Source organism: Rahnella sp. Larv3_ips (assembly GCF_003697865.1).
Lineage (GTDB): Bacteria > Pseudomonadota > Gammaproteobacteria > Enterobacterales > Enterobacteriaceae > Rahnella > Rahnella rivi.
In genome coordinates this window covers 774,005-798,103 of the sequence record NZ_MJIB01000005.1, presented here as the reverse complement: position 1 = coordinate 798,103, position 24,099 = coordinate 774,005, and the positions used below count along the sequence as shown (strand labels likewise).

Genomic DNA, 24,099 nt, shown 5'->3' with positions numbered 1-24,099 from the left:
GTGTAACAGGGAGAAGTATGCCAATACGTATTGCAATTAATGGCTTTGGTCGCATTGGCCGTAGCGTATTGCGCGCGTTATACGAATCCGGGCGTCGGGCGGAAATCTCCGTTATCGCTATCAATGAACTCGCCAGCCCTGAAGGGATGGCCCATCTGCTCAAATACGACTCCAGCCACGGGCGCTTCGCCTGGGATGTCCGCCAGGAAGGTGAAAACCTTTACGTCGGCGATGACTCAATCCGTCTTTTCCATCAGCCAGATGCCAGCCAGTTGCCATGGGGCGAACTGAGCATTGACGTGGTGCTTGATTGCACCGGCGTTTACGGCAGCCGCGAAGACGGCGAAACCCAGCTTGCGGCCGGGGCCAAAAAAATTCTGTTCGCGCATCCGGGCGGTCATGATCTTGACGCCACCGTCGTTTACGGTGTGAACCACCAGTTGCTCGAACGTCAGCACCGCATTGTCTCCAATGCGTCCTGCACCACCAACTGTATTATCCCTGTGATCAAGCTGCTTGATGATGCCTACGGCATTGAGTCCGGCACGGTGACAACCATCCACTCCTCAATGAATGACCAGCCGGTTATTGATGCGTACCATGCGGATTTACGCCGTACGCGCGCTGCCAGCCAGTCCATTATTCCGGTGGATACCAAGCTTGCCGCAGGGATCACGCGCATCATGCCGAAGTTCTGCGATCGCTTTGAAGCGATCTCCGTGCGCGTGCCGACCATCAATGTCACAGCCATTGATCTGAGCGTATTTGTCGAGGGTTCTGTGACGGTAGCGGAGGTGAACCAGCTGCTGCAAAAGGCCGCAACAGGTGCTTTTCGTGGTATAGTTGACTATACCGAACTACCATTAGTCTCGACAGATTTTAACCATGATCCCCACAGCGCCATCGTAGATGGAACGCAAACGCGGGTAAGTGGAAAGCACCTGATAAAAACATTGGTCTGGTGCGATAACGAGTGGGGTTTTGCTAACCGAATGTTGGATACAACATTGGCAATGTCCGCTAGCGGTTTCTAGTACGGTTGTTCCGGCCTCTCTGGCCGAAACCGCCTTCAAGCAACTTTAAAGAGAATCAACGAGAGGATTCACCATGTCTGTTATTAAGATGAGCGATCTGGATTTAGCAGGTAAGCGCGTATTGATCCGTGCGGATCTGAACGTGCCGGTTAAAGATGGCAAAGTAACGTCAGATGCACGTATCCGCGCTTCTTTACCTACCATCGAAATTGCCCTGAAACAAGGCGCACGCGTGATGGTTACCTCGCATCTGGGTCGTCCGACTGAAGGCGAATATAACGAAGAGTTTTCTCTGCTGCCGGTTGTTAACTACCTGAAAGAACATCTGAAATCACCAGTTCGTCTGGCGAAAGATTATCTGGATGGCGTGGAAGTTGCCGAAGGCGAGCTGGTTGTTCTGGAAAACGTTCGCTTTAACAAAGGCGAAAAGAAAGACGACGAAGCACTGTCTAAAAAATATGCTGCACTGTGTGACATCTATGTGATGGATGCATTCGGTACCGCGCACCGCGCGCAAGCTTCTACCCACGGCGTGGGCAAATTTGCCCCAATCGCCTGTGCGGGCCCTCTGCTGTCTGCAGAGCTGGAAGCACTGGGCAAAGCGCTGGGTAACCCGGCACGCCCGATGGTGGCTATCGTTGGTGGTTCTAAAGTCTCCACCAAACTGACCGTTCTGGATTCCCTGTCCAAAATCGCTGATCAGCTGATCGTTGGCGGTGGTATCGCTAACACCTTCGTTGCCGCACAAGGCAACAACGTCGGCAAATCCCTGTACGAAGCTGACCTGGTGGATACCGCAAGCAAACTGCTGGAAACTTGCGACATTCCGGTTCCTACGGATGTTCGTGTAGCCACTGAGTTCTCTGAAACTGCCGTTGCTACCGTGAAGTCTGTCAAAGACATCAAAGATGACGAACAAATTCTCGACATGGGCGACGAGTCTGCTTACCGCCTGGCTGAGATCATCAAAAACGCTAAAACCATTCTGTGGAATGGTCCTGTAGGCGTGTTCGAGTTCCCTAACTTCCGCAGAGGAACCGAAATTGTGGCGCAGGCCATTGCTGATAGCGAAGGTTTCTCTATCGCAGGCGGCGGCGACACCTTGGCGGCTATCGACCTGTTCGGTATCGCTGACAAAATTTCCTATATCTCCACTGGCGGTGGCGCATTCCTGGAGTTCGTTGAAGGGAAAGCACTGCCAGCGGTTGTGATGCTGGAAGAGCGTGCTAAGAAGTAATGAACCCTGAACAGGAAGCATAGGGTTTCCTGTTCTTCTTTGCCGCGCGAGGGGCTGCACAGTGGAACTCGCGCGACATAGCAAACCGATTCAATCCATCTACGGCCGACGAATACAGGACAAAGAACTATGTCTAAAATTTTTGATTTCGTAAAACCAGGCGTTATCACTGGTGATGATGTACAGAAAGTTTTCGCTATCGCTAAAGAAAACAAATTTGCTCTGCCAGCAGTTAACTGCGTAGGCACCGACTCTATCAACGCCGTTCTCGAAGCTGCTGCGAAAGTCCGTTCCCCGGTTATCGTTCAGTTCTCTAACGGTGGCGCTGCGTTCATCGCAGGTAAAGGCCTGAAAACTGACGTGCCACAAGGCGCGGCAATCCTGGGCGCAATCTCTGGCGCGCACCACGTGCACCAGATGGCAGAACATTACGGCGTGCCAGTTATTCTGCACACCGACCACTGCGCGAAAAAACTGCTGCCATGGATCGACGGTCTGCTGGACGCGGGTGAAGCTCACTTTGCTAAAACCGGCAAACCACTGTTCTCTTCTCACATGATCGACCTGTCTGAAGAATCTCTGGAAGAAAACATCGAAATTTGCAGCAAGTATTTAGCTCGCATGGCAAAACTCGATATGACTCTGGAAATCGAACTGGGTTGTACCGGTGGTGAAGAAGATGGCGTGGACAACAGCCATATGGATGCATCTGCACTGTACACTCAGCCACAAGACGTTGATTACGCATACGAAAAACTGAACGCAATCAGCCCGCGTTTCACTATCGCTGCGTCATTCGGTAACGTACACGGTGTTTACAAACCAGGTAACGTGAAACTGACTCCAACGATCCTGCGTGATTCTCAGGAATACGTGTGCAAGAAACACAACCTGCCACACAACAGCCTGAACTTCGTGTTCCACGGCGGTTCCGGTTCTACTGCAGCAGAAATCAAAGAATCTGTAGGCTACGGTGTTATCAAAATGAACATCGATACCGACACCCAGTGGGCTAACTGGGACGGCATCCTGCAGTTCTACAAGAAAAACGAAGCTTACCTGCAAGGTCAGTTGGGTAACCCGGAAGGCGCGGACAAACCTAACAAGAAATTCTATGACCCACGCGTATGGCTGCGTTCTGCACAGTCTTCCATGGTGACGCGCCTGGAACTGGCATTCAAAGAACTGAACGCAATCGACGTACTGTAATTCTTACGCTTCCGGTGCTTGACCACCGGAATGTGAGGATCCTAACCAAAGGGGCTTCGGCCCCTTTTTTATTGTCTGCTTTCCGGCCACAATAGCCCGTCATACACAATCCCGCCTGAATCCCCGAAGAGAGAGCCATGAAGCCAAAATCTGTCACCCTGGATGATGTTGCGCGCCACGCCGGTGTTTCCTATCAGACCGTTTCGCGCGTGCTCAATCAGGCGGCGCATGTCTCGTCAAAGACCCGCGATAAAGTCGAGAAGGCGATGGCGGCGCTGAACTATGTGCCGAACCGTGTTGCACAGCAGCTGGCCGGTAAACAAAGTTATACGCTGGGGCTGGCGACCACTGAACTGGCGCTGCATGCGCCGTCGCAGATTGCGTCTGCGGTCAAGACCCGCGCGAATCAGTTAGGGTTTAACGTGGTGATTTCGATGACCGACAATCTGAGCCTCGCCGCCTGCCGGACGGCGGTGAGCGAGCTGATGTCACAGCGCGTCGATGGCATCCTGATCAACGTGCCCTTGTCGAACGACAGTGCCGATGCCATTGCGCAGATGTGCGGCACCTTGCCGGCGCTGTTTCTGGATGTGGATCCCCAGGCGGATGTGTTTAAAATTCTCTTCGATCCGCATTGCGGCGCAGAGCAGGGCGTTGAGCATCTGCTGGCGCTCGGGCATCAGCAAATTGCCGTGCTGACCGGCCCGCTGGAGTCTGTTTCTGCGCGGCTGCGCTATGAAGGCTGGCTGGAGACGCTGAAAAAGCATCAGGTGACGCCCTGCGCGGTTCAGCACGGCGACTGGAGTGCGGCATCCGGCTACCAGCAGGCATTGTTATTGCTGAACCAGCCTGCGCGGCCTACCGCGATTCTGGTGGCTAACGATCAGATGGCATTGGGCGTGCTGCGCGCGGTGCACGAATTCGGCCTGCGCGTACCGGAGCATATTTCGGTTATCGGCTATGACGATACCGAAGACAGCGCTTTTTTCTTCCCGCCGCTCAGTACCATCAAACAGGATTTCCGCCTGCTGGGGCATGAAAGCGTCAACCGCCTGGTTGATCATCTGCATACCCATGGCGACAGCCGCCGTTCATCGCTGTTGCTGCCGACATCGCTGGTTGAACGCCACACCACGGCACCTGTCGGCGAAGCGAGCGTTTCTCAGGAAGCGTTATCGCAGGAGCTGATCCGCATCGCACGTCAGCTCAGCGCGCTGTAATTCTCAAAATCTGAACGACCCGACGCGGAATCTGTGATCCGCGTCCCTTTCCTGCACCCCTCTGCTTTACTTACTGCGCTATGTTACGCATGTTGACTTATATTGTGAGCGCATAACAATTTTGCAGAGGATAAATGATGAGTACATCAGCGGACGAAAAACTGTCATCACTGGCCGCCGTTCTGGCCCGTCGTGACTGGGAAAAACCGGCATCCACGCAGTACAACCGCCTTGCGGCGCACCCGCCATTCAACAGCTGGCGGGATGAAGCCCAGGCCAGTCAGGGCAGTGCATCGCCGAATATCCGCCCGCTGAACGGTGAGTGGACCTTCAGCTATTTCACCCGCCCCGAAGCGGTGCCTGAACACTGGCTGAAGCAGGATCTGGCGGGAGCCGACCGCGTGCAGGTGCCGTCTAACTGGCAACTTGCCGGGTATGATGCGCCGATTTACACCAACGTTCAGTATCCCATTCCGGTCAATCCGCCGTTTGTGCCCGAAGAAAATCCTACCGGTTGTTACTCGCTCACAGTTTCTGTGGATAACGCATGGCTGAACAGCGGCCAGACGCGCATCGTGTTCAACGGCGTCAATTCTGCCTTCTATTTATGGTGTAACGGCCAGTGGATCGGGTATTCGCAGGACAGCCGTTTACCGGCGGAGTTCGATCTCAGCGGCGTATTGCAGGCGGGTGAAAACCGTCTGGCGGTGATGGTGCTGCGCTGGAGCGACGGCAGCTATCTGGAAGATCAGGACATGTGGCGCATGAGCGGGATCTTCCGTGACGTCAGCCTGCTGCATAAACCCTTTGAACAGATCACGGATTACCAGGTGCGCACGCATCTGTTCCACGGCTTTACGCAGGCCGAACTGGAAGTGCAGTTCAGCGCCGCCGTGCCGCAGGAAAACGCGGCTGATTATCAGGTGCGCGTGCAGCTCTGGCAGGGCGACAAATCGATCGCAGAACATCAGCAACCGCTCGGCAGCGACATCATTGATGAACGCGGAGCCGCGTATGACCGCACCACGTTGCGTCTGCCGGTCAGCCAGCCAGCATTGTGGAGCGCGGAACAACCTGCGCTTTACCGTGCGGTGGTGTCGCTGATTTCTCCGCAGGGTCAGCTTATTGAAGCCGAAGCCTGCGACGTCGGATTCCGTCAGGTGGAAATCAGTAACGGGCTGTTGAAAGTGAACGGCCAGCCGGTGCTGATCCGCGGCACTAACCGCCACGAACATCATCCTGAAAATGGTCAGGTGATGGACGAGGCGACCATGCGTCGCGACATCGTGCTGATGAAACAGCACAACTTCAACGCCGTGCGCTGTTCGCATTATCCCAACCATCCGTTGTGGTACAGACTGTGCGACGAATACGGCCTGTATGTGGTCGATGAAGCCAATATTGAAACCCACGGTATGCAGCCGATGAACCGTCTGTCGGACGATCCGGTGTGGTTCAACGCCTTCAGCGAACGTGTTACGCGCATGGTTCAGCGAGATCGCAACCATCCGTGCATCATCATCTGGTCACTGGGCAATGAATCCGGCCATGGCGCAAACCATGACGCGATGTACCGCTGGATCAAATCTGTCGATCCGACCCGCCCGGTGCAGTACGAAGGCGGCGGCGCCAACAGCGCGGCAACCGACATTATCTGCCCGATGTATTCCCGCGTTGAGCAGGACCAGCCGTTCCCGGCGGTGCCTAAATGGTCTATCAAAAAATGGATCAGCATGCCCGACGAAACGCGTCCGCTGATCCTTTGCGAATATGCCCATGCGATGGGTAACAGTTTTGGCGGCTTCGACAAATACTGGAAAGCGTTCCGCCAGTTCCCGCGTCTGCAGGGCGGTTTCGTCTGGGACTGGGTCGATCAAAGTCTGCTGCGCACCGGCGAAGACGGCGAGCGTTATATGGCTTACGGCGGTGATTTTGGCGATACGCCAAACGACCGTCAGTTCTGCATGAACGGTCTGGTATTTGCCGATCGCACGCCCCATCCTTCCTTGTTCGAAGCGCAGCGCGCGCAGCAGTTCTTCCAGTTCACGCTGACCGGCACCTCGCCGCTGACGGTGGACATTCAGAGCGAATATCTGTTCCGCCACAGCGATAACGAGCAGCTGGTCTGGCGCATTGAACGTGACGGCGAAGTGGTGTCGCAGGGCGAAGCCGTGCTCAATATCGCGCCGAACGGCAAACAAACTCTGAATCTGGGGGATATTCCGCAGGCGGAAGGGGATTTGTGGCTGAACGTCGCGGTGCATCAGCCGCAGGCGACCGCGTGGTCAGAAGCCGGACATCGCACCGCATGGGATCAGTGGCAACTTCCGCTGGCGCTCAGCCTGCCGGTGCCGGAGAAAACCTCCGCCGCTGCGCCGGTTCTGGATCAGCAGGGCGATGTGATTTCTGTGGTACATGGCGCGCAGCGCTGGCAGTTCAGTCAGCAAAGCGGTTTGCTGGAGCAATGGTTTGATGGCGAAACGCCGCGCCTGCTTTCGGCGCTGCGTGATCAGTTTGTCCGTGCGCCGGTGGATAACGACATCGGCGTCAGCGAAGTCACGCGAATCGATCCGAATGCCTGGGTGGAGCGCTGGAAAGCCGCCGGAATGTATCAGCTGGGATCGCGTCTGCTGAATATCTCCGCCGATCAGTTGCAGGACGGCGTGGCTATCGTCACCACGCACGCTTTCCTGGCGGGAGAGGAAACGCGCCTGTTAAGCCGCAAAACGTACCGCATCGACAATCAGGGCGAACTGCATATCAGTGTGGATGTGCGCGTGGCGTCGAACGTCCCGTCACCGGGGCGTATCGGGCTGACCTGTCAGCTGGCAGACACCGCCGAAAAAGCGAGCTGGCTGGGCCTCGGGCCGCATGAAAACTACCCGGACCGCCGTCTGGCTGCCCTGCACGGGCGCTGGACGCTGCCGCTGGGCGATCTGTACACACCTTACGTCTTCCCGACGGAAAGTGGTTTACGCCAGAACACCCGTGAGCTTGATTACGCCGGATGGCAGTTGCGCGGCAATTTCCACTTTGGCCTGAGCCGCTACAGCCTGCAACAGCTGATGGACACCAGCCATCGCCACCTGTTGCGTGAAGAGCAGGGCACCTGGCTGAACATCGACGGCTTCCATATGGGGGTCGGCGGCGATGATTCGTGGAGCCCGAGCGTCAGCCCGGATTTCCTGCTGACCGCCGGTCAGTACCATTACGCCTTCACCTGGAAACGCATCTGACATCCCGCGCCGTGGCGTTAATACGCTGCGGCGCAGCATTCAGTCGCAAGGAAACTGCAAATGAATTACATGAAAAATACCAATTTCTGGATGTTCGGGCTGTTCTTCTTTTTCTACTTTTTCATCATGGGGGCATATTTCCCGTTCTTCCCGATCTGGCTGCATGACATCAATCAGATCAGTAAAAGTGACACCGGCATTATCTTCGCCAGCATCTCGCTGTTCTCATTATTGTTCCAGCCGGTGTTCGGTTTACTCTCAGATAAACTGGGGCTGAAAAAGCATTTGTTGTGGATCATTACCGGCATGCTGGTGTTGTTTGCGCCGTTCTTTATCTACGTGTTCGGCCCGCTGCTGAAAGTGAATATTTATCTCGGATCGGTGGTCGGCGGCATCTATCTCGGGCTGATTTACAATGCCGGTGCGCCCGCCATTGAAGCCTACATTGAGAAAGTCAGCCGTCGCAGCAGCTTCGAATTTGGTCGTGCGCGGATGTTCGGGTGTGTCGGCTGGGCGCTGTGCGCGTCGGTGGTCGGCATTATGTTTACCATCAACAATGAGTTTGTGTTCTGGCTTGGCTCCGGCTGTGCGGTGATCCTCGCGATCCTGTTGCTGATCGCCAAACCGGAAGTCACCTCCAGCGCCCGCGTCGCTAACGATCTGGGCGCGAATACCAAACCGTTCAGCCTGAAGATTGCCCTTGAACTGCTCAAGGACCGCAAACTGTGGTTCCTGGCGCTGTATGTTATTGGCGTCTCCTGCACTTATGACGTCTTCGATCAGCAGTTTGCCAACTTCTTTACCTCGTTCTTTGCGTCTTCATCAGAAGGAACACGGGTCTTCGGTTATGTCACCACCATGGGCGAACTGCTGAATGCCTGCATCATGTTCTTCGCGCCGCTTATCGTGAACCGCATCGGGGGCAAAAATGCGCTGTTGCTGGCGGGGATGATTATGTCGGTGCGCATCATCGGTTCCTCCTTTGCCTCTTCGCCGGTTGAAGTGGTGGTGCTGAAAACCCTGCACATGTTTGAAGTGCCGTTCCTGATTGTCGGCTGCTTCAAATACATTACGTCGGTGTTTGAAGTGCGTTTCTCCGCGACGATTTATCTGGTGACCTTCTGCTTCTTCAAACAGGTGGCGATCATGTTTATGTCGGTATTCGCCGGCAACATGTATGACCGTATCGGTTTCCACGGGACTTATCTTATCCTCGGTCTGGTGGCGCTGACGTTCACCGTCATTTCAGCCTTTACGCTCACCGGACGTGGTCCTCTGCAGGCGTTCAAAACGCCGGAGCCGTTGAAAAATCACCCTGCAAATTCCTAATTTCACGGGGATATTGCCCCGGAAATTGGCACTTCATCGCATTGTTAGTTAACCTTTAAGTACAGTTGCTGCCCGTTAATCGGGCAGCTTTGGTTTCTTAAAACCCGTCAGGGTATTTTTTTGGGGTACTTTAAATGGATGATTTGAACGTTGTGGGCAGCATTAACAATGCGGGAAACTGGCTGGTGAGAAATCAGGCTTTACTGCTGCATTACGCCGTCAACATCGTCGCGGCAATCTTTATTCTGATTGTGGGGATGATTGTCGCCCGCATCGTTTCCGGTGCCGTCAGCCGGGTCTTAAAAGTTCGTGGCATTGATATCACGGTTTCCGATTTCCTTTCCGCCATGGTGCGCTACGCAATTATCGCGTTCACGCTGATTGCGGTGCTGGGGCGGATTGGCGTGCAAACCACGTCCGTGATCGCGGTCATCGGTGCCGCCGGTCTGGCCGTCGGCCTGGCATTGCAGGGTTCGCTGTCTAACTTTGCGGCGGGCGTTCTGCTGGTGATTTTCCGTCCGTTCCGTGCCGGTGAATATGTCGATCTCGGCGGTGTGGCCGGTACGGTGACTCAGGTACAAATTTTCTCGACCACCCTGCGCACACCGGACAACAAAATCATTGTGGTGCCAAACGGTAAAATCATCGCCGGTAACATCATCAACAATTCACGCGAACCGACCAGCCGTATCGACCTGACCATCGGCGTGGGTTATGACTCTGACGTTGATCTGGTGAAGAAGATCCTGTCCGATATCGTGACCGCCGACCCGCGTGTTTTGAAAGATAAAGACGTTGTGGTTCGCCTGAACGAAATGGCGGCTTCAACCCTGAATTTCATCGTGTACGCCTGGACCAGCAACGGTGATGCGCAGAGCGTGAAATGGGATCTGCTGGAATCGTTCAAACGCGCGCTGGATGAAAACAACATCAATATTGCTTACCCGCAGATGGATGTTCACCTTTATCAGGTGGCGAAAGCGGCAACCCAGCCGCAGGAAGAACGACGCACTTTCGACTAACCGATCCTTTCCGGATTCAGATTTTTTCAGGCGCCTGCGGGCGCCTTTTTCATGCCTGAAATATCACCGGCTTGATGATAAGCCGTTCTAATGGGTGATTAGAATTATCCATTTCCTCTTATGGCTGCAAAGCCCTTACACTGCGCGCATTCTCTGTTAATGACTGTTTGAAGGATAACAACGTGCTGGCAATTTTCCTGCAAGGACTGGCGATGAGCGCCGCGATGATTTTACCGATCGGCCCGCAGAATGCGTTTGTGATGAACCAGGGCATCCGCCGTCAGTATCACCTGATGATTGCCGGATTATGCGCCCTGAGCGACATTGCGCTGATTTGCGGTGGCATCTTTGGCGGCAGCGCGCTGCTGAGTCAATCCCCGACATTGCTGTTGCTGGTGAGCTGGGGCGGCGTGGCATTTTTGCTGTGGTATGGCTGGGGCGCATTTCGTACGGCATTCAGCAAAAATCCTGAACTGGCGCAGGCGGAAGTGGCGAAGCAAAGCCGCTGGAAAATTGTGGTCAGCATGATGGCCGTCACCTGGCTCAATCCGCACGTTTATCTCGATACGTTTGTGGTGCTCGGCAGTCTGGGCGGCAGCCTGAACGCAGATGAACGCTCGTGGTTTGCACTCGGCGCAGTCAGCGCATCCATTATCTGGTTCTTCGGGCTGGCGATCCTCGCGGCCATGCTCGCTCCCTGGCTTAACACTGGCAAAGTACAGCGGGTGATTAACGCGGTTGTCGGCACCATCATGTGGGGAATCGCTATTCAGCTGGCGCGCCAGACCGGGATCTTTTAAGTTTTATGACAGAGTAAGTTTTTGTCACTAATCTTAGTTTCTGTTGTAACGGATTATGCTACGGTTTCGCAGTTAATACGTTTATTGCCATATCTTTGATGATTAATGGAGGCACTGTGAAACTGAAAGCATTGACTGTTGCAGCGATGTTGGGATTAGGGACATTACCGCTGGCGTTGCAGGCGGCAGAATTACCTGCCGGGCCGCACGTCGTGACCTCAGGAACGGCGAGCGTTGACGCCACGCCGGATATCGCCACGCTGGCGATTGAAGTGAACGTCTCTGCGAAAGATGCCGCCAGCGCCAAGAAACAGGCTGATGAGCGAGTGGCAGAGTACTTTGCTTTCCTGCAGAAAAACGGCATTGAGAAGAAAGACATCAATGCAGCGAATTTACGTACTCAGCCGGAGTATGACTACCTGAAAGACGGAACGTCACAGCTGAAAGGCTACCGCGCCGTGCGTCAGGTTCAGGTCACCTTGCGTCAGCTGGATAAACTGAATGAACTGCTGGATGGCGCGCTGAAATCCGGTCTGAATGAAGTGCGTGCCGTTGAGCTGGGCGTGGCGAATCCGGATCGTTTCCGCGATGAAGCGCGTCAGAAAGCCATTGATAACGCCACGCAGCAGGCAAAATCGCTGGCCGAAGGTTTCCACACCACGCTGGGGCCGGTCTACAGCATCCGTTATCACGTGGCTAACTACCAGCCGATGCCGGTGGCGCGCATGTATAAAACCGCCGAAGCCGCAGGGCAGAGCGACGTCGCGCAAACCTACGAGCAGCAAAGCATTCACTTCGACGATCAGGTCGATGTGGTGTTCGAATTGCAGCCTCAGGCACCCGCAGCACCCGCACCTGCACCTGCTCAGTAAGAATGATTCTTTAGAAATGAAAAACCCGCTCAGGCGGGTTTTTTCATTTTTGGGTGAGCAGGAAGGTCAGTCCTGGCGCAGAACCTGATGCCCGTGGGCCAGCAGCGCGTCGGTGACTTTACGCATCATGCGGCTTTCCGGCGCAAAACGGTGCCAGTAAAGCATACGGCGCTGGAACAGGCCTGGCGTCAGGTCGATCAGTTCGCCGCTTTCCAGTTCTTTCTCGATTTGCAGATGCGGGATCATACAGCAGGTAGTGCCCTGACGCGCCAGCTGCACGAAGGCTTCCGACGAGTTAACGATATGGCACGGCACACTGCCCGGCGACAAATCGAAGTTCTGTTGCAGGAAGGCCTGATGCATATCGTCGAGGTGGTCAAACGCCACCGCAGGCGCTTTCAGCAAGGCGGAGCGGGTGACGCCGTTCGGGAAGTAGCGATCGGCAAAGGGTTTGGAACCGACAAACAGATAGTCCAGCGCGCCCAGTTGATCGACCAGACAACTCGGCAGTGGCTGTGGCTGAATACTCACCGCACCGACCACTTCACCGCGACGCAGACGTTCCTGCGTGCGTGTTTCATCTTCGACCTGCAAATTCAGGCGGATAGGGGAGTCGACCAGCACCGATTTCAGCGCCGGTAACAGCCAGGTCGCCAGACTGTCGGCGTTGACCGCCAGCGAAAGCAGCAGTGGCGTATCATTACTGTCGCTGTTGCTGTCACTGCCCAGCCACTCTTCTTCCAGCAATTCCACCTGATGCAGCAAGGCCAGTAATTTCTGTCCCTGCTCGGTCGGGCGGGGTGGAACGGTACGCACCAGCAGCGGTTGGCCGAATAAATTTTCCAGTTGCTTAATACGCTGAGAGACGGCCGATTGTGTGATGCAAAGCTTCTGTGCGGCGCGCTCAAAACCGCGCTCACGGATGACCGCGTCCAGTGCCTGCAACGTTCTATAGTCCGGGCGTTTCATCGGAGTTCTGTCCCTTGGGTTCAATATTATCCGGACACTATGCCACAGTTTGTCAGTTTTTGTGGTGAGGAAAATCTTGGTGTTTGCAGCGCAATTGCACTTAATAAGTGTGAGCTGGTCACGCTCTTGGCTGCCCAATCTGCCGGGACATGCTTTATAATCACCGGCACAATTCGTTTCACCGAACTATTCACGCCACTTTCGGGTTATCAGACAGAGAAGCCATTATGACGCAGGAAGAATTGAAGAAAGCAGTTGGCTGGGCCGCACTGGATTACGTTACGCCGGGCACCATTGTCGGTGTTGGTACCGGATCCACCGCCGCGCATTTCATTGATGCACTGGGGTCCATCAAAGGCCAGATCGAAGGCGCAGTCTCCAGCTCCGACGCGTCTACCGCAAAACTGAAAAGCCTTGGCATCCATGTTTTCGACAGCAACGAAGTCGATTCGCTGGATGTGTATGTCGACGGCGCGGATGAAATCAACGGTTCAATGCAAATGATCAAAGGCGGCGGCGCAGCGCTGACCCGCGAAAAAATCATTGCGGCGATTGCCAAAAAATTCATCTGTATTGTGGATGCCTCCAAGCAGGTCGATGTGCTGGGTAAATTCCCGCTGCCGGTGGAAGTGATCCCGATGGCGCGCTCCTATGTTGCACGTGAGCTGGTGAAACTCGGCGGCCTGCCGGAATACCGTCAGAATGTGCTGACAGATAACGGTAACGTGATCCTCGATGTGCATAACCTGAACATTCTGGATGCCGTCGCGATGGAAAATAAGATCAACAGCATTGCCGGTGTGGTGACCGTCGGCCTGTTCGCCAACCGTGGCGCAGACGTGGCGCTGGTCGGGACTTCCGAAGGCGTGAAAACCGTTAAACTGAAGTAATGACGATATAAGCAGAAGATCTGGCTGCTTTAGCCCAAAGCAGCCAGCCTCCGCCTTGTCATCCCGCTGTCATAACGCAATGTTATGAAGATGATAATTTTCTGGTTGAATCATCTTTTCTTCAAAGGCTTTAATTTGGTGACTTATGTCACATTTCAGTATTTCTCCTCCTGAACGTCTGGCGCTGTAAAATCTAACCAGCATGAAATGCTAAAAACCAACAGGCACGGTGAGCCTTCTGCTGCCTGGCAGGCAATCGTTTGTATTGATGATGGCGGATTTTTTGTTATGTTGGCTGTGAGCAATCACCTCGCAGTTCGAATTCAGCCAGAAAATATAGGGTCGGGAAATGGCAAAAGTATCACTTGAGAAAGACAAGATTAAATTTTTGTTAGTGGAAGGCGTCCACCAAAGTGCGGTTGATACACTCCGTGCCGCGGGTTACACCAATATTGAATTTCACAAAGGTGCTTTAGATACTGAATCGCTGAAAGAGTCGATTCGTGATGCGCACTTTGTTGGACTCCGATCGCGTACTCAGCTGACCGAAGAAGTGTTCCAGGCAGCAGAAAAACTGGTGGCTGTTGGGTGTTTCTGTATCGGGACCAATCAGGTTGATCTGAAAGCCGCCACGCGTCGCGGTGTTCCGGTGTTCAACGCACCGTTTTCTAACACCCGCTCAGTAGCCGAAATGGTGCTGGGTGAAATGTTGCTGATGATGCGCGGTATTCCTGAAGCGAATGCGAAAGCGCACCGTGGTATCTGGAACAAGCTGGCCGTCGGTTCATTTGAAGCACGCGGCAAACGTCTGGGTATCATCGGTTACGGCCATATCGGTACGCAGCTGGGCATCCTGGCAGAAAGCCTCGGGATGCGCGTGTTCTACTACGACATCGAAAGCAAATTGCCGTTGGGGAATGCGCAGCCAATTGCTTCGTTGCAGGAACTGCTCAATACCAGCGACGTCGTGACGCTGCATGTGCCCGAAACCGCCGGGACAAAAGACATGATTTCTGAAGTGCAGCTGGCGCAGATGAAGCCGGGCGCGCTGCTGATCAACGCCTCGCGCGGCACGGTCATCGACATTCCTGCTCTGTGCAATGCACTGCGCAGCAAACATCTTTCCGGTGCGGCGATCGACGTTTTCCCGGAAGAGCCAGCGACCAACAGCGATCCTTTCAATTCTCCGCTGTGTGAATTCGACAACGTGCTGCTGACGCCGCACATTGGCGGTTCGACCATGGAAGCGCAGGAAGGTATCGGCCTCGAAGTGGCAGGCAAACTGGCGAAATACTCTGACAACGGTTCAACACTGTCAGCGGTTAACTTCCCGGAAGCCTCTTTGCCAGCACACACTGAGAAAGCCAGCCGTCTGTTGCATATCCACGAAAACCGTCCGGGCGTGCTGACCAGCATCAACCAGATTTTTGCGGAGCAGGGCATCAACATCGCCGCGCAGTATCTGCAAACCAGCCCGGAAATTGGTTATGTGGTTATCGATGCGGAAACAGATATCGCGACGCTGACTACCGCGTTGCAGCTGATGAAAGCGATCCCGGGAACCATTCGTGCCCGTTTGCTTTACTGATCGTATCAGCCATAAATGACAAAGCCGCCGAAAGGCGGTTTTTTTGTGTCTGCATAAAATGGCGTGTCAGGCGTTTAAGCGTCCTGGAAGGCGCTTCACGTTTCAGAAGTAAAAGGAGAGGGTGATCAATCCGCAGAGGATCATGGATGAAAAGGTGATTTCGAACAGGTAGCGGCGCAGCATCATCTGTCAGTACCTCCGGATAGACACTGGAGAAAAAAACACCCGGCGAACCGGGTGTTAAATTATTCAGTCTTGATAAATGTGAGCAGATGCGTTCACAAAGACTTCTGGTTTACTTCTTATGCTGCTGGTGTTGCTTTTGCAGCCGGAGCAGCTTTCTTAGCATGTTTCACGTGTTTCTTGGCAGCCTGGGCTTTCTGAGCAACCGGAGCCGCTTTCTTAGCGTGTTTCACGTGTTTCTTGGCAGCCTGGGCTTTCTGAGCAACCGGAGCTGCTTTCTTAGCGTGCTTCACGTGTTTTTTAGCTGCTTGTGCTTTCTGAGCCACTGGCGCTTTTTTGGCTGCTTTTTTGTGTTTCTTGGCTGCCTGAGCTTTCTGAACAGGTTTCTTGTGGGCTTTATGCTTGGTGGCATGAGCCGGAGCTGCCGTTGTTGTGGTCGCAGCAGGCGCCGGAGTTGCTGTAGTTTCAGCAGCGAAAGCGACAGAAGACAGGCCCATTGCAGCGGCTACAACCAGAGCTAATACTTTTTTCATCGTTTATTCCTCAAGAATTTTGGTTTGTGTGTCTACCCCACTGCGGGGCCGATGAGAGAATAGTATGCGTGTCGGCTCAGGTTGTCCGTGAGTGAATGGTTTCGGCGTGTAACGCTATGTATAAATGAAAAATAACATGTATTTCAATGAGTTGATTGGGTTGTGTGTCTTGGTGCTGGTTTTTTATAGACTTAGTTACAACATACTTAAAAGGGTTGTACGCTGTCATGTGCAGGCATCAGGATCCGGGACGGGTTTTTACCACGACCATATTTTTCCGGGTGTAATGACTTCCGGCAAAGGTACGTCCCAGTGTTCGGCTGGCAATGCATCGACCTGCTGACAGTCATGCGCTAACCCAATCGGATAAGGCCCGCCATCCTGCCAGTGCTCCAGCGTGCGGTCATAAAAACCTCCGCCCATACCAAGGCGCTGCCCGTGATTGTCGAACGCAACCAGCGGCGTCAGAATAATATCCAGCCGTGAGAGTGGAATCACCTGCGTGACATCCAGCCGTGGCTCAAGGATCTTCAGACGATTGCGAACCAGCGGTGTATCCGGCGAATAGCGCAGAAACAATAAATGATGAGGCGAAAACGGATGCAGAACCGGCAGGCAAAGTTGTTTGCCTTCCTGCCATAAACGCGCAATCAACGGGGCGGTATCCAGCTCACCGTCAAAAGACAGAAACACAGATATTGTTTTAGCTGCCTGAATTTTGGGATGCGAAATGATACGTTCTGCCGCCTGTAGGGCGAAATCAGCTTGCTGCCCGGGTGTCAGGTTTTTTCTGCGTTGGCGTATTTCGGTGCGAAGGTGTTGTCTTGCTGAAGCGAACTGGGGTGTGTGCAACATAGATACATTGACCAGGATGGGATGTACCGAAAGAAAGGGGAATCTCCGAGATGCCGTCGCAGGCTGTAACCCTTGAACCCATGGTTCAAGGTGAACGTGCTGTCGCAATCTTTAGGCTTCTCGGACGGACCGAGCATGCGCACCGATTACGGATCATCACATTCTGTTGGTACTAATTATCGGCTCAGGGGACGGGCCCGCTGGCGAACATCTCAGAGAAATTTTTTACCGTTTCTGACGACCTGTGACCAGTCAGTCAGCAACGCGTGTTATTCGAAAGGCGCCCCTTCACGTTCAGAGATCCGGCCTTGTTCGAGCAGTGCCTGCTCGATGGTTTGTTGCAGCATCCGGATACGTTGTTCCATATTGGATGCGTAATCGCGAGTTTTCAACCTTTCCTGAGCAAGTTCGTGACATACGTTCAATGCCGCGATGAAAACCAGTTGCTCTGTATTGGTGACTCTAGTGCGAACTTTCAGATCTTGCAACCGCTGATTAAGATCTTCAGCTGCCAGATTCAGTGCTTCCTGTTGTTCTGGCGGACAATTCACTCGTAAAGAGCGACCAAAAATTTGAATATCTACCGGTTGTGCAGACATGCCACCTTCCTGCTAATTTATTCGTCCGCCCCAACGTGACCACTACGACCTGGCGCAGGATGTTGGAAGCGGGCGCCACTATAACTATCTCAATACCAGGTTACAACCCCATGGCTGGCTGACTGCTGCCCGATTGTTCAGAGCAGGTCATTCACACCTTAGTACGCCCAATCACAGGCTGCTAATCTGGTACTACGACAGACCTTGGTGGTAGCATAACACGAACTTATCCAGCCAACGATGGCGAATGCGCATGTCTATTGAGAATACTTACCCTACTTACGATTCGTTGGATCAAAACCTGAAACAACAATCGGTTGCTTTAACAGCGGCAGAAATGCACGGGCTGATCAGTGGTTTACTGTGCGGTGGCAACCGCGACGGTAGCTGGTTGACTCTGGTGCATGATCTTACCAACGAAGGCATGGCCTTCCCGCATACGCTGGCCGATTTGCTGCAGCAATTGCGTAAAGTGACGTCTGATACGCTGGAAGACGACAGTTTCGAATTCAAAATCATGATGCCTGACGATGAAAAAAGCATCTTCGAACGCGCGGATGCGCTGGCCGGCTGGGTCAACCATTTCCTGCTAGGTCTGGGCATGATGCAACCTAAACTCGCCAAAGTGAAAGGCGAAGTCGGTGAAGCCATCGACGATTTGCGCAGCATCGCGCAATTAGGTTACGACGAAGATGAAGATCAGGAGCAATTAGCGCAGTCTTTAGAAGAAGTCGTGGAATACGTCCGCGTGGCGGCCATTCTGTGCTTTGGCGAATTTGGCCACAGCCTGCCGACCGCCCCGGAAAGTCCGCGTACATTGCATTAAGTTTTTCATGAATTGTTTCATAACAACACATTAAAACGATTTCAGGAGAGCAGGTGAGATGACTCAGCAAGAATTTGAGAATCGTCGTCAGGCGCTTTTAGCAAGGATGGCTCCGGGCAGCGCAGCAGTGATTTTTTCCGCCCCCGAAGCACCGCGCAGTGCTGACAGTGAATACCCGTATCGTCAGAGCAGTGATTTCTGGTATTTCACCGGTTTCAACGAGCCGGAAGCGGTACTGATTCTGGTCAAAAGTGATGAAAATCATAACCACAGCGTGCTGTTCAACCGCGTGCGCGATCTCACTGCTGAAATCTGGTTCGGGCGCCGTCTGGGGCAGGATGCTGCACCGGCGAAGCTTGGTGTCACCAAAGCGCTGCCTTTTGATGACATCAATGACCAGTTGCATCTGCTGCTCAACGGCCTCGATGTGGTTTACCACGCGCAGGGCGATTACGCTTATGCCGATGAAATCGTTAACCGTGCCATGGAAAAACTGCGCAAAGGCTTCCGTCAGAACTTGTCTGCACCGGCCACCGTCACTGACTGGCGTCCGTGGGTGCATGACATGCGTTTGTTCAAGTCTGTTGAAGAAATCAGCGTGATGCGCCGCGCAGGGCAGATCACCGCCCTGGCTCATACCCGTGCGATGGAAAAGTGTCGCCCTGGCATGTTTGAATACCAGCTTGAAGGCGAAATTCATCACGAGTTTACCCGTCACGGTGCGCGTTATCCTTCCTACAACACTATCGTAGGCGGCGGCGAAAACGCCTGCATCCTGCATTACACCGAAAACGAATGCGAACTGCGCGACGGCGATTTAGTGCTGATCGACGCCGGTTGTGAGTACAAAGGCTACGCAGGTGACATCACCCGCACCTTCCCGGTAAATGGCAAGTTCAGCAAAGCACAGCGCGAAATCTACGACATTGTGCTGGCATCTGAATACAAAGCGCTGGACGTGTTAGGGCCCGGCAGCAGTATTCAGGCCGCCACCGAAGCCGCTGTTCGCGTGATGATTGAAGGTTTGGTCAAACTCGGCGTAATGAAAGGCGACGTTGAGACGCTGTTCGCCGAACAGGCACATCGCCAGTTCTTCATGCACGGTTTATCTCACTGGCTGGGGCTGGACGTTCATGACGTCGGCCACTACGGCTCTGTTGACCGCAGCCGTACACTGGAACCGGGCATGGTGCTGACCGTGGAACCGGGGCTGTATATCGCGCCGGATGCTGACGTACCGGAAGCGTACCGTGGCATCGGTATCCGCATTGAAGACGACATTCTGATCACCGCCACCGGCATTGAAATCCTGACCGGCGATGTAGTGAAAGAAGCCGATGATATTGAAGCATTAATGGCGGCGGCGCAGAAATAATATGAGCATCGTAATTGTTGGCGGCGGAATGACCGGTGCCACATTGGCGCTGGCGATTTCCTCGCTGACGCAGGGGCGTTTGCCGGTGCATCTGGTGGAAGCCACTGCGCCGGAAAACCACGGGCATCCGGGGTTCGATGCCCGCTCGATCGCATTGGCGCAGGGAACCTGTCAGCAACTGGCTCGCGTGGGCATCTGGCCTGCGCTGGCGAAAATTGCTACGCCAATCCGTGATATTCACGTCAGCGATCGCGGCCATGCGGCTTTTGTGCATCTCAATGCAGCCCATTACGGCGTCGAAGCGCTGGGGCAGGTGGTTGAGCTGCATGAAGTCGGCAAACGTCTGTTTACCTTACTGAAAAATGCGCCCGGCGTGACGCTGCACTGTCCGGCGAAAGTGACCGATGTCGCGCGTTCGCAGGACTCCGCCAGCGTCACGCTCGACAGCGGAGAAACGCTGACCGCGCAACTGCTGGTGGCCGCCGACGGTTCGCACTCTTCGCTGGCAAAAGCCTGCAACATTGGCTGGCAGCGTGAAGATTATGGTCAGGTTGCCGTCATCGCCAACGTGGCGACCAGCGAACCGCACAACCATCGTGCTTTCGAGCGTTTCACCCAGCACGGGCCGCTGGCGCTGCTGCCAATGTCTGATGGCCGCAGTTCGCTGGTCTGGTGTCACCCGCGCGAAGCGAAAGAAGAAATCGATAACTGGAGCGAAGCGCAGTTCCTCAGCGAGTTGCAAAAAGCCTTCGGCTGGCGTCTCGGCACCATGAAACAGGCCGGAAAACGTTTCAGTTATCCGCTGCAATTACAGAAAGCCAACAGCCATATCAGCCACCGTCTGGCGCTGGTGGGCAACGCGGCACAAACGTTGCACCCGATTGCCGGGCAGGGCTTTAACCTCGGCCTGCGCGACGTCATGACGCTGGCGGAAACGCTGGCCAATGCGGCGATGACGGGCTCTGACGTCGGCAGTTACCGCGTACTGAGCGACTATCAGCAGCGCCGTCAGCCCGATCAGCAGGCAACCGTCGGCGTGACCGATGGCCTGATCCACCTCTTTGCCAACCGCTGGCTGCCATTAATGGTCGGACGCAATCTCGGTTTACTGGCGATGGAAGGCATTACGCCGCTACGCGATGCGTTCACCCGCCGGACCTTAGGTTGGGTAGACCGTTAAGCCTTACAGGAAAAATTATGCAATCTTTTGATGTGGTTATCGCCGGTGGCGGAATGGTCGGTCTGGCGCTGGCATGTGGTTTACAGGGCAGCGGTTTACGCGTTGCTGTGCTGGAAAATCAGCAACCGGATCTCGATTCACCGTTGCCGGAACAGCCGGGTTTACGGGTTTCGGCGATTAACGCTGCCAGTGAACGCCTGCTGAAATATATCGGCGTCTGGGACAGCATCATTGCTCAGCGTGCCAATGCCTATCAGGGGATGGAAGTCTGGGATCGCGACAGCTTCGGTAAAATTGCATTTCGTGGCGAAGAATACGGTTTCAGTCATCTCGGTCACATCATTGAAAATCAGGTGATCCACCGTGCTTTATGGCAACGTGCGGAAAAATCTTCCGACATCACCCTGCTGGCACCGGCAACTCTGAAGAATGTGGCGTGGGGCGAAAACGAGGCATTCATTACCCTCAATGACGATCGCCAGCTCACCGCGCGGTTAGTGGTCGGCGCAGATGGCGCACAGTCGTGGCTGCGTCAGCACGCCGACATCCCTCTGACCTTCTGGGACTACCGTCATCATGCACTGGTGGCGACCATCCGCACGGAAGAACCGCACCAGTCTGTTGCACGCCAGGTCTTCCACGGCGACGGCATTCTGGCTTTTCTGCCGCTGGCAGATGCGCATTTGTCTTCCATCGTCTGGTCAGTATCGCCTGAGGAAGCACAGCGACTGAGCGCGCTGGCGCCGGAAGAGTTCAACAAAATTCTCGCCAGCACCTTTGACCTGCGCCTGGGTGTTTGCGCGGTAGAAAGCGAGCGCGTGACCTTCCCGCTGACCGGCCGTTATGCCCGCAGCTTTGCCGGTCAACGTCTGGCGCTGGTCGGCGATGCGGCGCACACCGTGCATCCGCTGGCCGGTCAGGGCGTGAACTTAGGCTTTATGGATGCCGCAGAACTGGCGTCTGAAATCAAACGCCTGCAAAAAGAAGGCAAAGATTTCGGCCAGCACATGTACCTGCGCCGTTACGAGCGCCGCCGCAAACACAGCGCAGCGCTGATGCTTGCCGGGATGCAGGGTTTCCGCGAACTGTTTGCCGGGGACAATCCGGCCAAAAAACTCCTGCGCGATATTGGCCTGACGCTGGCGGATTCGCTGCCGGGCGTGAAACCGAAACTGGTCCGTCAGGCGATGGGGTTGAATGATTTACCTGAGTGGTTACAGGACGATTCGCTTCGATTGAAATAATCTAATTTCAGCCAGGTTTTTCCATTACATTTTCTAATCCGGGGCCGGATTTCTCATTCTGCAAATGGTGAGAAATCCGGCCTTGTCGTTATATAACATCGATACTTTTGATGTTTATTTGTAGATTTTGCGCCACAAACCCCAGTTTACCAGTCAAAAACTCTGCACAATGCCCTTGTGAAATCACTGACATTCCTTCTGCTCCACCTATTTTAACTTATGGTTAGTGAGCTTATTCAGTGGTAAGTTCGAACAAAGGGTATCGTTTGCGCTCCCTGTCATTTTCAACTTTCAGGCAGCCTTTTCGTCATGAGGAATAAGATGGTTAAGCAGACTCAGCTTTATGAACAACATGTTGCATGCGGCGCGCGTATGGTCGATTTCCACGGCTGGATGATGCCTTTGCATTATGGCTCCCAGCTGGATGAACACCACGTTGTGCGTCAGGATGCCGGTATGTTTGACGTCTCTCACATGACCATTGTTGACCTCCACGGTGCCCGTACCCGTGAATTCCTCCGTTACCTGCTGGCGAACGATGTCGCCAAACTCACCGTACCGGGCAAAGCGCTTTACACCGGCATGCTCAATGCGTCCGGCGGCGTGATCGATGATCTGATTGTTTACTTCCTTACCGAAGATTATTTCCGCCTGGTGGTCAACTCCGCCACCCGTGAGAAAGATCTGGCATGGATTTCGCAGCATGCAGAACCTTACGGCGTTGAACTGACCGTGCGTGACGATCTGGCGCTGGTTGCCGTGCAGGGGCCGCAGGCGAAAGAAAAAGCAGAAACTTTGTTTAGCGCCGAACAAAAAAATGCGGTCTCGGGCATGAAACCTTTCTTCGGCGTACAGGCAGGCGATCTCTTCATCGCCACCACCGGTTACACCGGCGAAGCGGGTTATGAAATCGCGCTGCCGCAAGAGCAGGTGGCGGATTTCTGGCAGAAACTGCTGGCAGCGGGCGTGAAACCAGCCGGTCTGGGCGCGCGCGATACGCTGCGTCTGGAAGCCGGCATGAATCTTTACGGTCAGGAAATGGACGAAGGCGTCTCACCGCTGGCGGCCAACATGGGCTGGACCATCGCCTGGGCACCGGAAGACCGCAACTTTATTGGCCGTGACGCACTGGAAAGACAGCGCGAGCAGGGCACCGAACAGCTTGTAGGACTGGTTCTGACCGAAAAAGGCGTATTGCGTAACGAGATGCCGGTGCATTTCACCGACGTCGCAGGCAACACGCATCAGGGCGCGATCACCAGCGGTTCTTTCTCTCCGACGCTGGGCTACAGTATTGCACTGGCGCGCGTTCCGGCAGGCATTGGTGAACAGGCCATTGTACAGATCCGCAATCGCGAAATGCCGGTAAAAGTCACCAAACCAGGGTTTGTCCGTAACGGCAAACCGCTGGTGCAGTAACGTATTTAATTGAGCAGAAATAGAAAAATTTAAAACGTTTTCAGGAGATTATCGATGAGCAATGTCCCGTCAGATTTGAAATACGCGTCATCCCACGAGTGGGTACGTTCAGAAGGTAACGGCGTTTACACCGTAGGCATCACCGAACACGCTCAGGAATTACTGGGCGACATGGTTTTCGTTGATCTGCCTGAAGTTGGCCGCGAAGTTGCCGCAGGCGAAGACTGCGCCGTGGCGGAATCCGTTAAAGCGGCTTCAGACATTTACTCGCCAATCAGCGGCGAAATCGTCGCGGTTAACGGTGAACTGGAAGGTTCCCCGGAGCTGGTCAACAGCGAGCCCTACGGCACCGGTTTCCTGTTCCAGATTAAAGCGTCAGACGAAAGCGAACTGGCTAACCTGCTTGACGCAGAAGCCTATGCCGCCTCTGTCGAAGAATAATCAAGACTGCACGACCGCCCCGTAACCCGCTTGCGGGG

At 54.3% G+C, this 24,099-nt stretch carries 21 protein-coding genes and 1 other RNA gene; 17 read left to right on the top strand and 5 right to left on the bottom strand.

Going from position 1 to position 24,099, the window contains the following annotated elements; genetic code table 11:
* The first annotated feature begins 17 nt into the window (after nt 1–17).
* The 9 genes from epd (at nt 18) to ED901_RS12570 (ending at nt 11,959) form a co-directional block, all read left to right on the top strand.
* Nucleotides 18–1,034, top strand: a complete 1,017-nt coding sequence (gene epd / locus ED901_RS12610) for an erythrose-4-phosphate dehydrogenase (protein WP_122096071.1) — start codon at nt 18–20, stop codon at nt 1,032–1,034.
* Between the two features lie 73 nt (nt 1,035–1,107).
* Entirely contained in the window at nt 1,108–2,271 is a 1,164-nt protein-coding gene (gene pgk / locus ED901_RS12605) for a phosphoglycerate kinase (RefSeq protein ID WP_056773202.1), read from the top strand.
* A 129-nt stretch (nt 2,272–2,400) separates the two neighbouring features.
* Nucleotides 2,401–3,480: a class II fructose-bisphosphate aldolase gene (gene fbaA, locus ED901_RS12600; RefSeq protein WP_056773197.1), complete on the top strand. Its 1,080-nt coding sequence runs from the start codon at nt 2,401–2,403 to the stop codon at nt 3,478–3,480.
* 137 nt (nt 3,481–3,617) lie between these two features.
* Nucleotides 3,618–4,700: a LacI family DNA-binding transcriptional regulator gene (locus tag ED901_RS12595; RefSeq protein ID WP_122096070.1), complete on the top strand. Its 1,083-nt coding sequence runs from the start codon at nt 3,618–3,620 to the stop codon at nt 4,698–4,700.
* A gap of 137 nt (nt 4,701–4,837) precedes the next feature.
* Nucleotides 4,838–7,936 carry a beta-galactosidase gene (locus ED901_RS12590; protein WP_122096069.1) on the top strand — a complete coding sequence of 1,033 codons (3,099 nt, stop codon included), beginning with the start codon at nt 4,838–4,840 and terminating at the stop codon, nt 7,934–7,936.
* Between the two features lie 60 nt (nt 7,937–7,996).
* Nucleotides 7,997–9,265 (top strand): MFS transporter, encoded by a 1,269-nt coding sequence (locus ED901_RS12585; RefSeq protein ID WP_056773190.1) that lies wholly within the window; start codon nt 7,997–7,999, stop codon nt 9,263–9,265.
* 134 nt (nt 9,266–9,399) lie between these two features.
* Nucleotides 9,400–10,287, top strand: a complete 888-nt coding sequence (gene mscS, locus ED901_RS12580) for a small-conductance mechanosensitive channel MscS (RefSeq protein WP_056773188.1) — start codon at nt 9,400–9,402, stop codon at nt 10,285–10,287.
* A gap of 182 nt (nt 10,288–10,469) precedes the next feature.
* Complete coding sequence (argO, locus tag ED901_RS12575; RefSeq protein WP_122096068.1) at nt 10,470–11,087, top strand: arginine exporter ArgO; 618 nt, start codon at nt 10,470–10,472, stop codon at nt 11,085–11,087.
* Between the two features lie 116 nt (nt 11,088–11,203).
* On the top strand, nt 11,204–11,959 hold the full coding sequence (locus tag ED901_RS12570) for an oxidative stress defense protein (protein WP_122096067.1): 756 nt from the start codon (nt 11,204–11,206) through the stop codon (nt 11,957–11,959).
* 66 nt (nt 11,960–12,025) lie between these two features.
* On the opposite strand, the gene ED901_RS12565 is transcribed toward ED901_RS12570, so the two are convergent.
* Nucleotides 12,026–12,928 carry a LysR family transcriptional regulator ArgP gene (locus tag ED901_RS12565; RefSeq protein ID WP_056773177.1) on the bottom strand — a complete coding sequence of 301 codons (903 nt, stop codon included), beginning with the start codon at nt 12,926–12,928 and terminating at the stop codon, nt 12,026–12,028.
* A gap of 227 nt (nt 12,929–13,155) precedes the next feature.
* Here ED901_RS12565 and rpiA point away from each other — a divergent pair, with 227 nt between their 5' ends.
* Together rpiA and serA are read left to right on the top strand one after the other, a co-directional pair.
* Nucleotides 13,156–13,818 (top strand): ribose-5-phosphate isomerase RpiA, encoded by a 663-nt coding sequence (rpiA, locus tag ED901_RS12560; RefSeq protein ID WP_013576792.1) that lies wholly within the window; start codon nt 13,156–13,158, stop codon nt 13,816–13,818.
* Between the two features lie 349 nt (nt 13,819–14,167).
* Nucleotides 14,168–15,406, top strand: a complete 1,239-nt coding sequence (gene serA / locus ED901_RS12555) for a phosphoglycerate dehydrogenase (RefSeq protein WP_122096066.1) — start codon at nt 14,168–14,170, stop codon at nt 15,404–15,406.
* Between the two features lie 302 nt (nt 15,407–15,708).
* Here the strand turns inward: serA and asr are convergent, their stop codons facing one another.
* The 4 genes from asr to zapA all read right to left on the bottom strand — a co-directional run bounded on the left by asr (nt 15,709) and on the right by zapA (nt 17,576).
* The gene (asr, locus tag ED901_RS12550) at nt 15,709–16,122 is read right to left on the bottom strand and encodes an acid resistance repetitive basic protein Asr (protein ID WP_015698458.1); all 414 of its coding nucleotides are present in this window, start codon (nt 16,120–16,122) and stop codon (nt 15,709–15,711) included.
* A gap of 258 nt (nt 16,123–16,380) precedes the next feature.
* Nucleotides 16,381–16,977 carry a 5-formyltetrahydrofolate cyclo-ligase gene (locus ED901_RS12545; RefSeq protein WP_122096065.1) on the bottom strand — a complete coding sequence of 199 codons (597 nt, stop codon included), beginning with the start codon at nt 16,975–16,977 and terminating at the stop codon, nt 16,381–16,383.
* A 38-nt stretch (nt 16,978–17,015) separates the two neighbouring features.
* Nucleotides 17,016–17,199, bottom strand: a non-coding RNA gene (gene ssrS, locus ED901_RS12540) — 6S RNA.
* Between the two features lie 47 nt (nt 17,200–17,246).
* Entirely contained in the window at nt 17,247–17,576 is a 330-nt protein-coding gene (gene zapA, locus ED901_RS12535; protein WP_013576788.1) for a cell division protein ZapA, read from the bottom strand.
* 253 nt (nt 17,577–17,829) lie between these two features.
* On the opposite strand from zapA, the gene ED901_RS12530 reads away from it, so the two are divergent.
* The 6 genes from ED901_RS12530 to gcvH all read left to right on the top strand — a co-directional run bounded on the left by ED901_RS12530 (nt 17,830) and on the right by gcvH (nt 24,061).
* Nucleotides 17,830–18,402 (top strand): YecA family protein, encoded by a 573-nt coding sequence (locus ED901_RS12530; protein WP_056773168.1) that lies wholly within the window; start codon nt 17,830–17,832, stop codon nt 18,400–18,402.
* Nucleotides 18,403–18,460: 58 nt separating this feature from the next.
* Nucleotides 18,461–19,777 (top strand): Xaa-Pro aminopeptidase, encoded by a 1,317-nt coding sequence (pepP, locus tag ED901_RS12525; protein WP_122096064.1) that lies wholly within the window; start codon nt 18,461–18,463, stop codon nt 19,775–19,777.
* A 1-nt stretch (nt 19,778) separates the two neighbouring features.
* Nucleotides 19,779–20,957 (top strand): 2-octaprenyl-6-methoxyphenyl hydroxylase, encoded by a 1,179-nt coding sequence (gene ubiH, locus ED901_RS12520; RefSeq protein WP_122096063.1) that lies wholly within the window; start codon nt 19,779–19,781, stop codon nt 20,955–20,957.
* 17 nt (nt 20,958–20,974) lie between these two features.
* The gene (ubiI, locus tag ED901_RS12515; protein ID WP_122096062.1) at nt 20,975–22,201 is read left to right on the top strand and encodes an FAD-dependent 2-octaprenylphenol hydroxylase; all 1,227 of its coding nucleotides are present in this window, start codon (nt 20,975–20,977) and stop codon (nt 22,199–22,201) included.
* A gap of 321 nt (nt 22,202–22,522) precedes the next feature.
* Nucleotides 22,523–23,620 carry a glycine cleavage system aminomethyltransferase GcvT gene (gene gcvT / locus ED901_RS12510; RefSeq protein ID WP_122096061.1) on the top strand — a complete coding sequence of 366 codons (1,098 nt, stop codon included), beginning with the start codon at nt 22,523–22,525 and terminating at the stop codon, nt 23,618–23,620.
* 54 nt (nt 23,621–23,674) lie between these two features.
* Nucleotides 23,675–24,061 (top strand): glycine cleavage system protein GcvH, encoded by a 387-nt coding sequence (gcvH, locus tag ED901_RS12505; protein WP_056773158.1) that lies wholly within the window; start codon nt 23,675–23,677, stop codon nt 24,059–24,061.
* Nucleotides 24,062–24,099 lie beyond the last annotated feature (38 nt).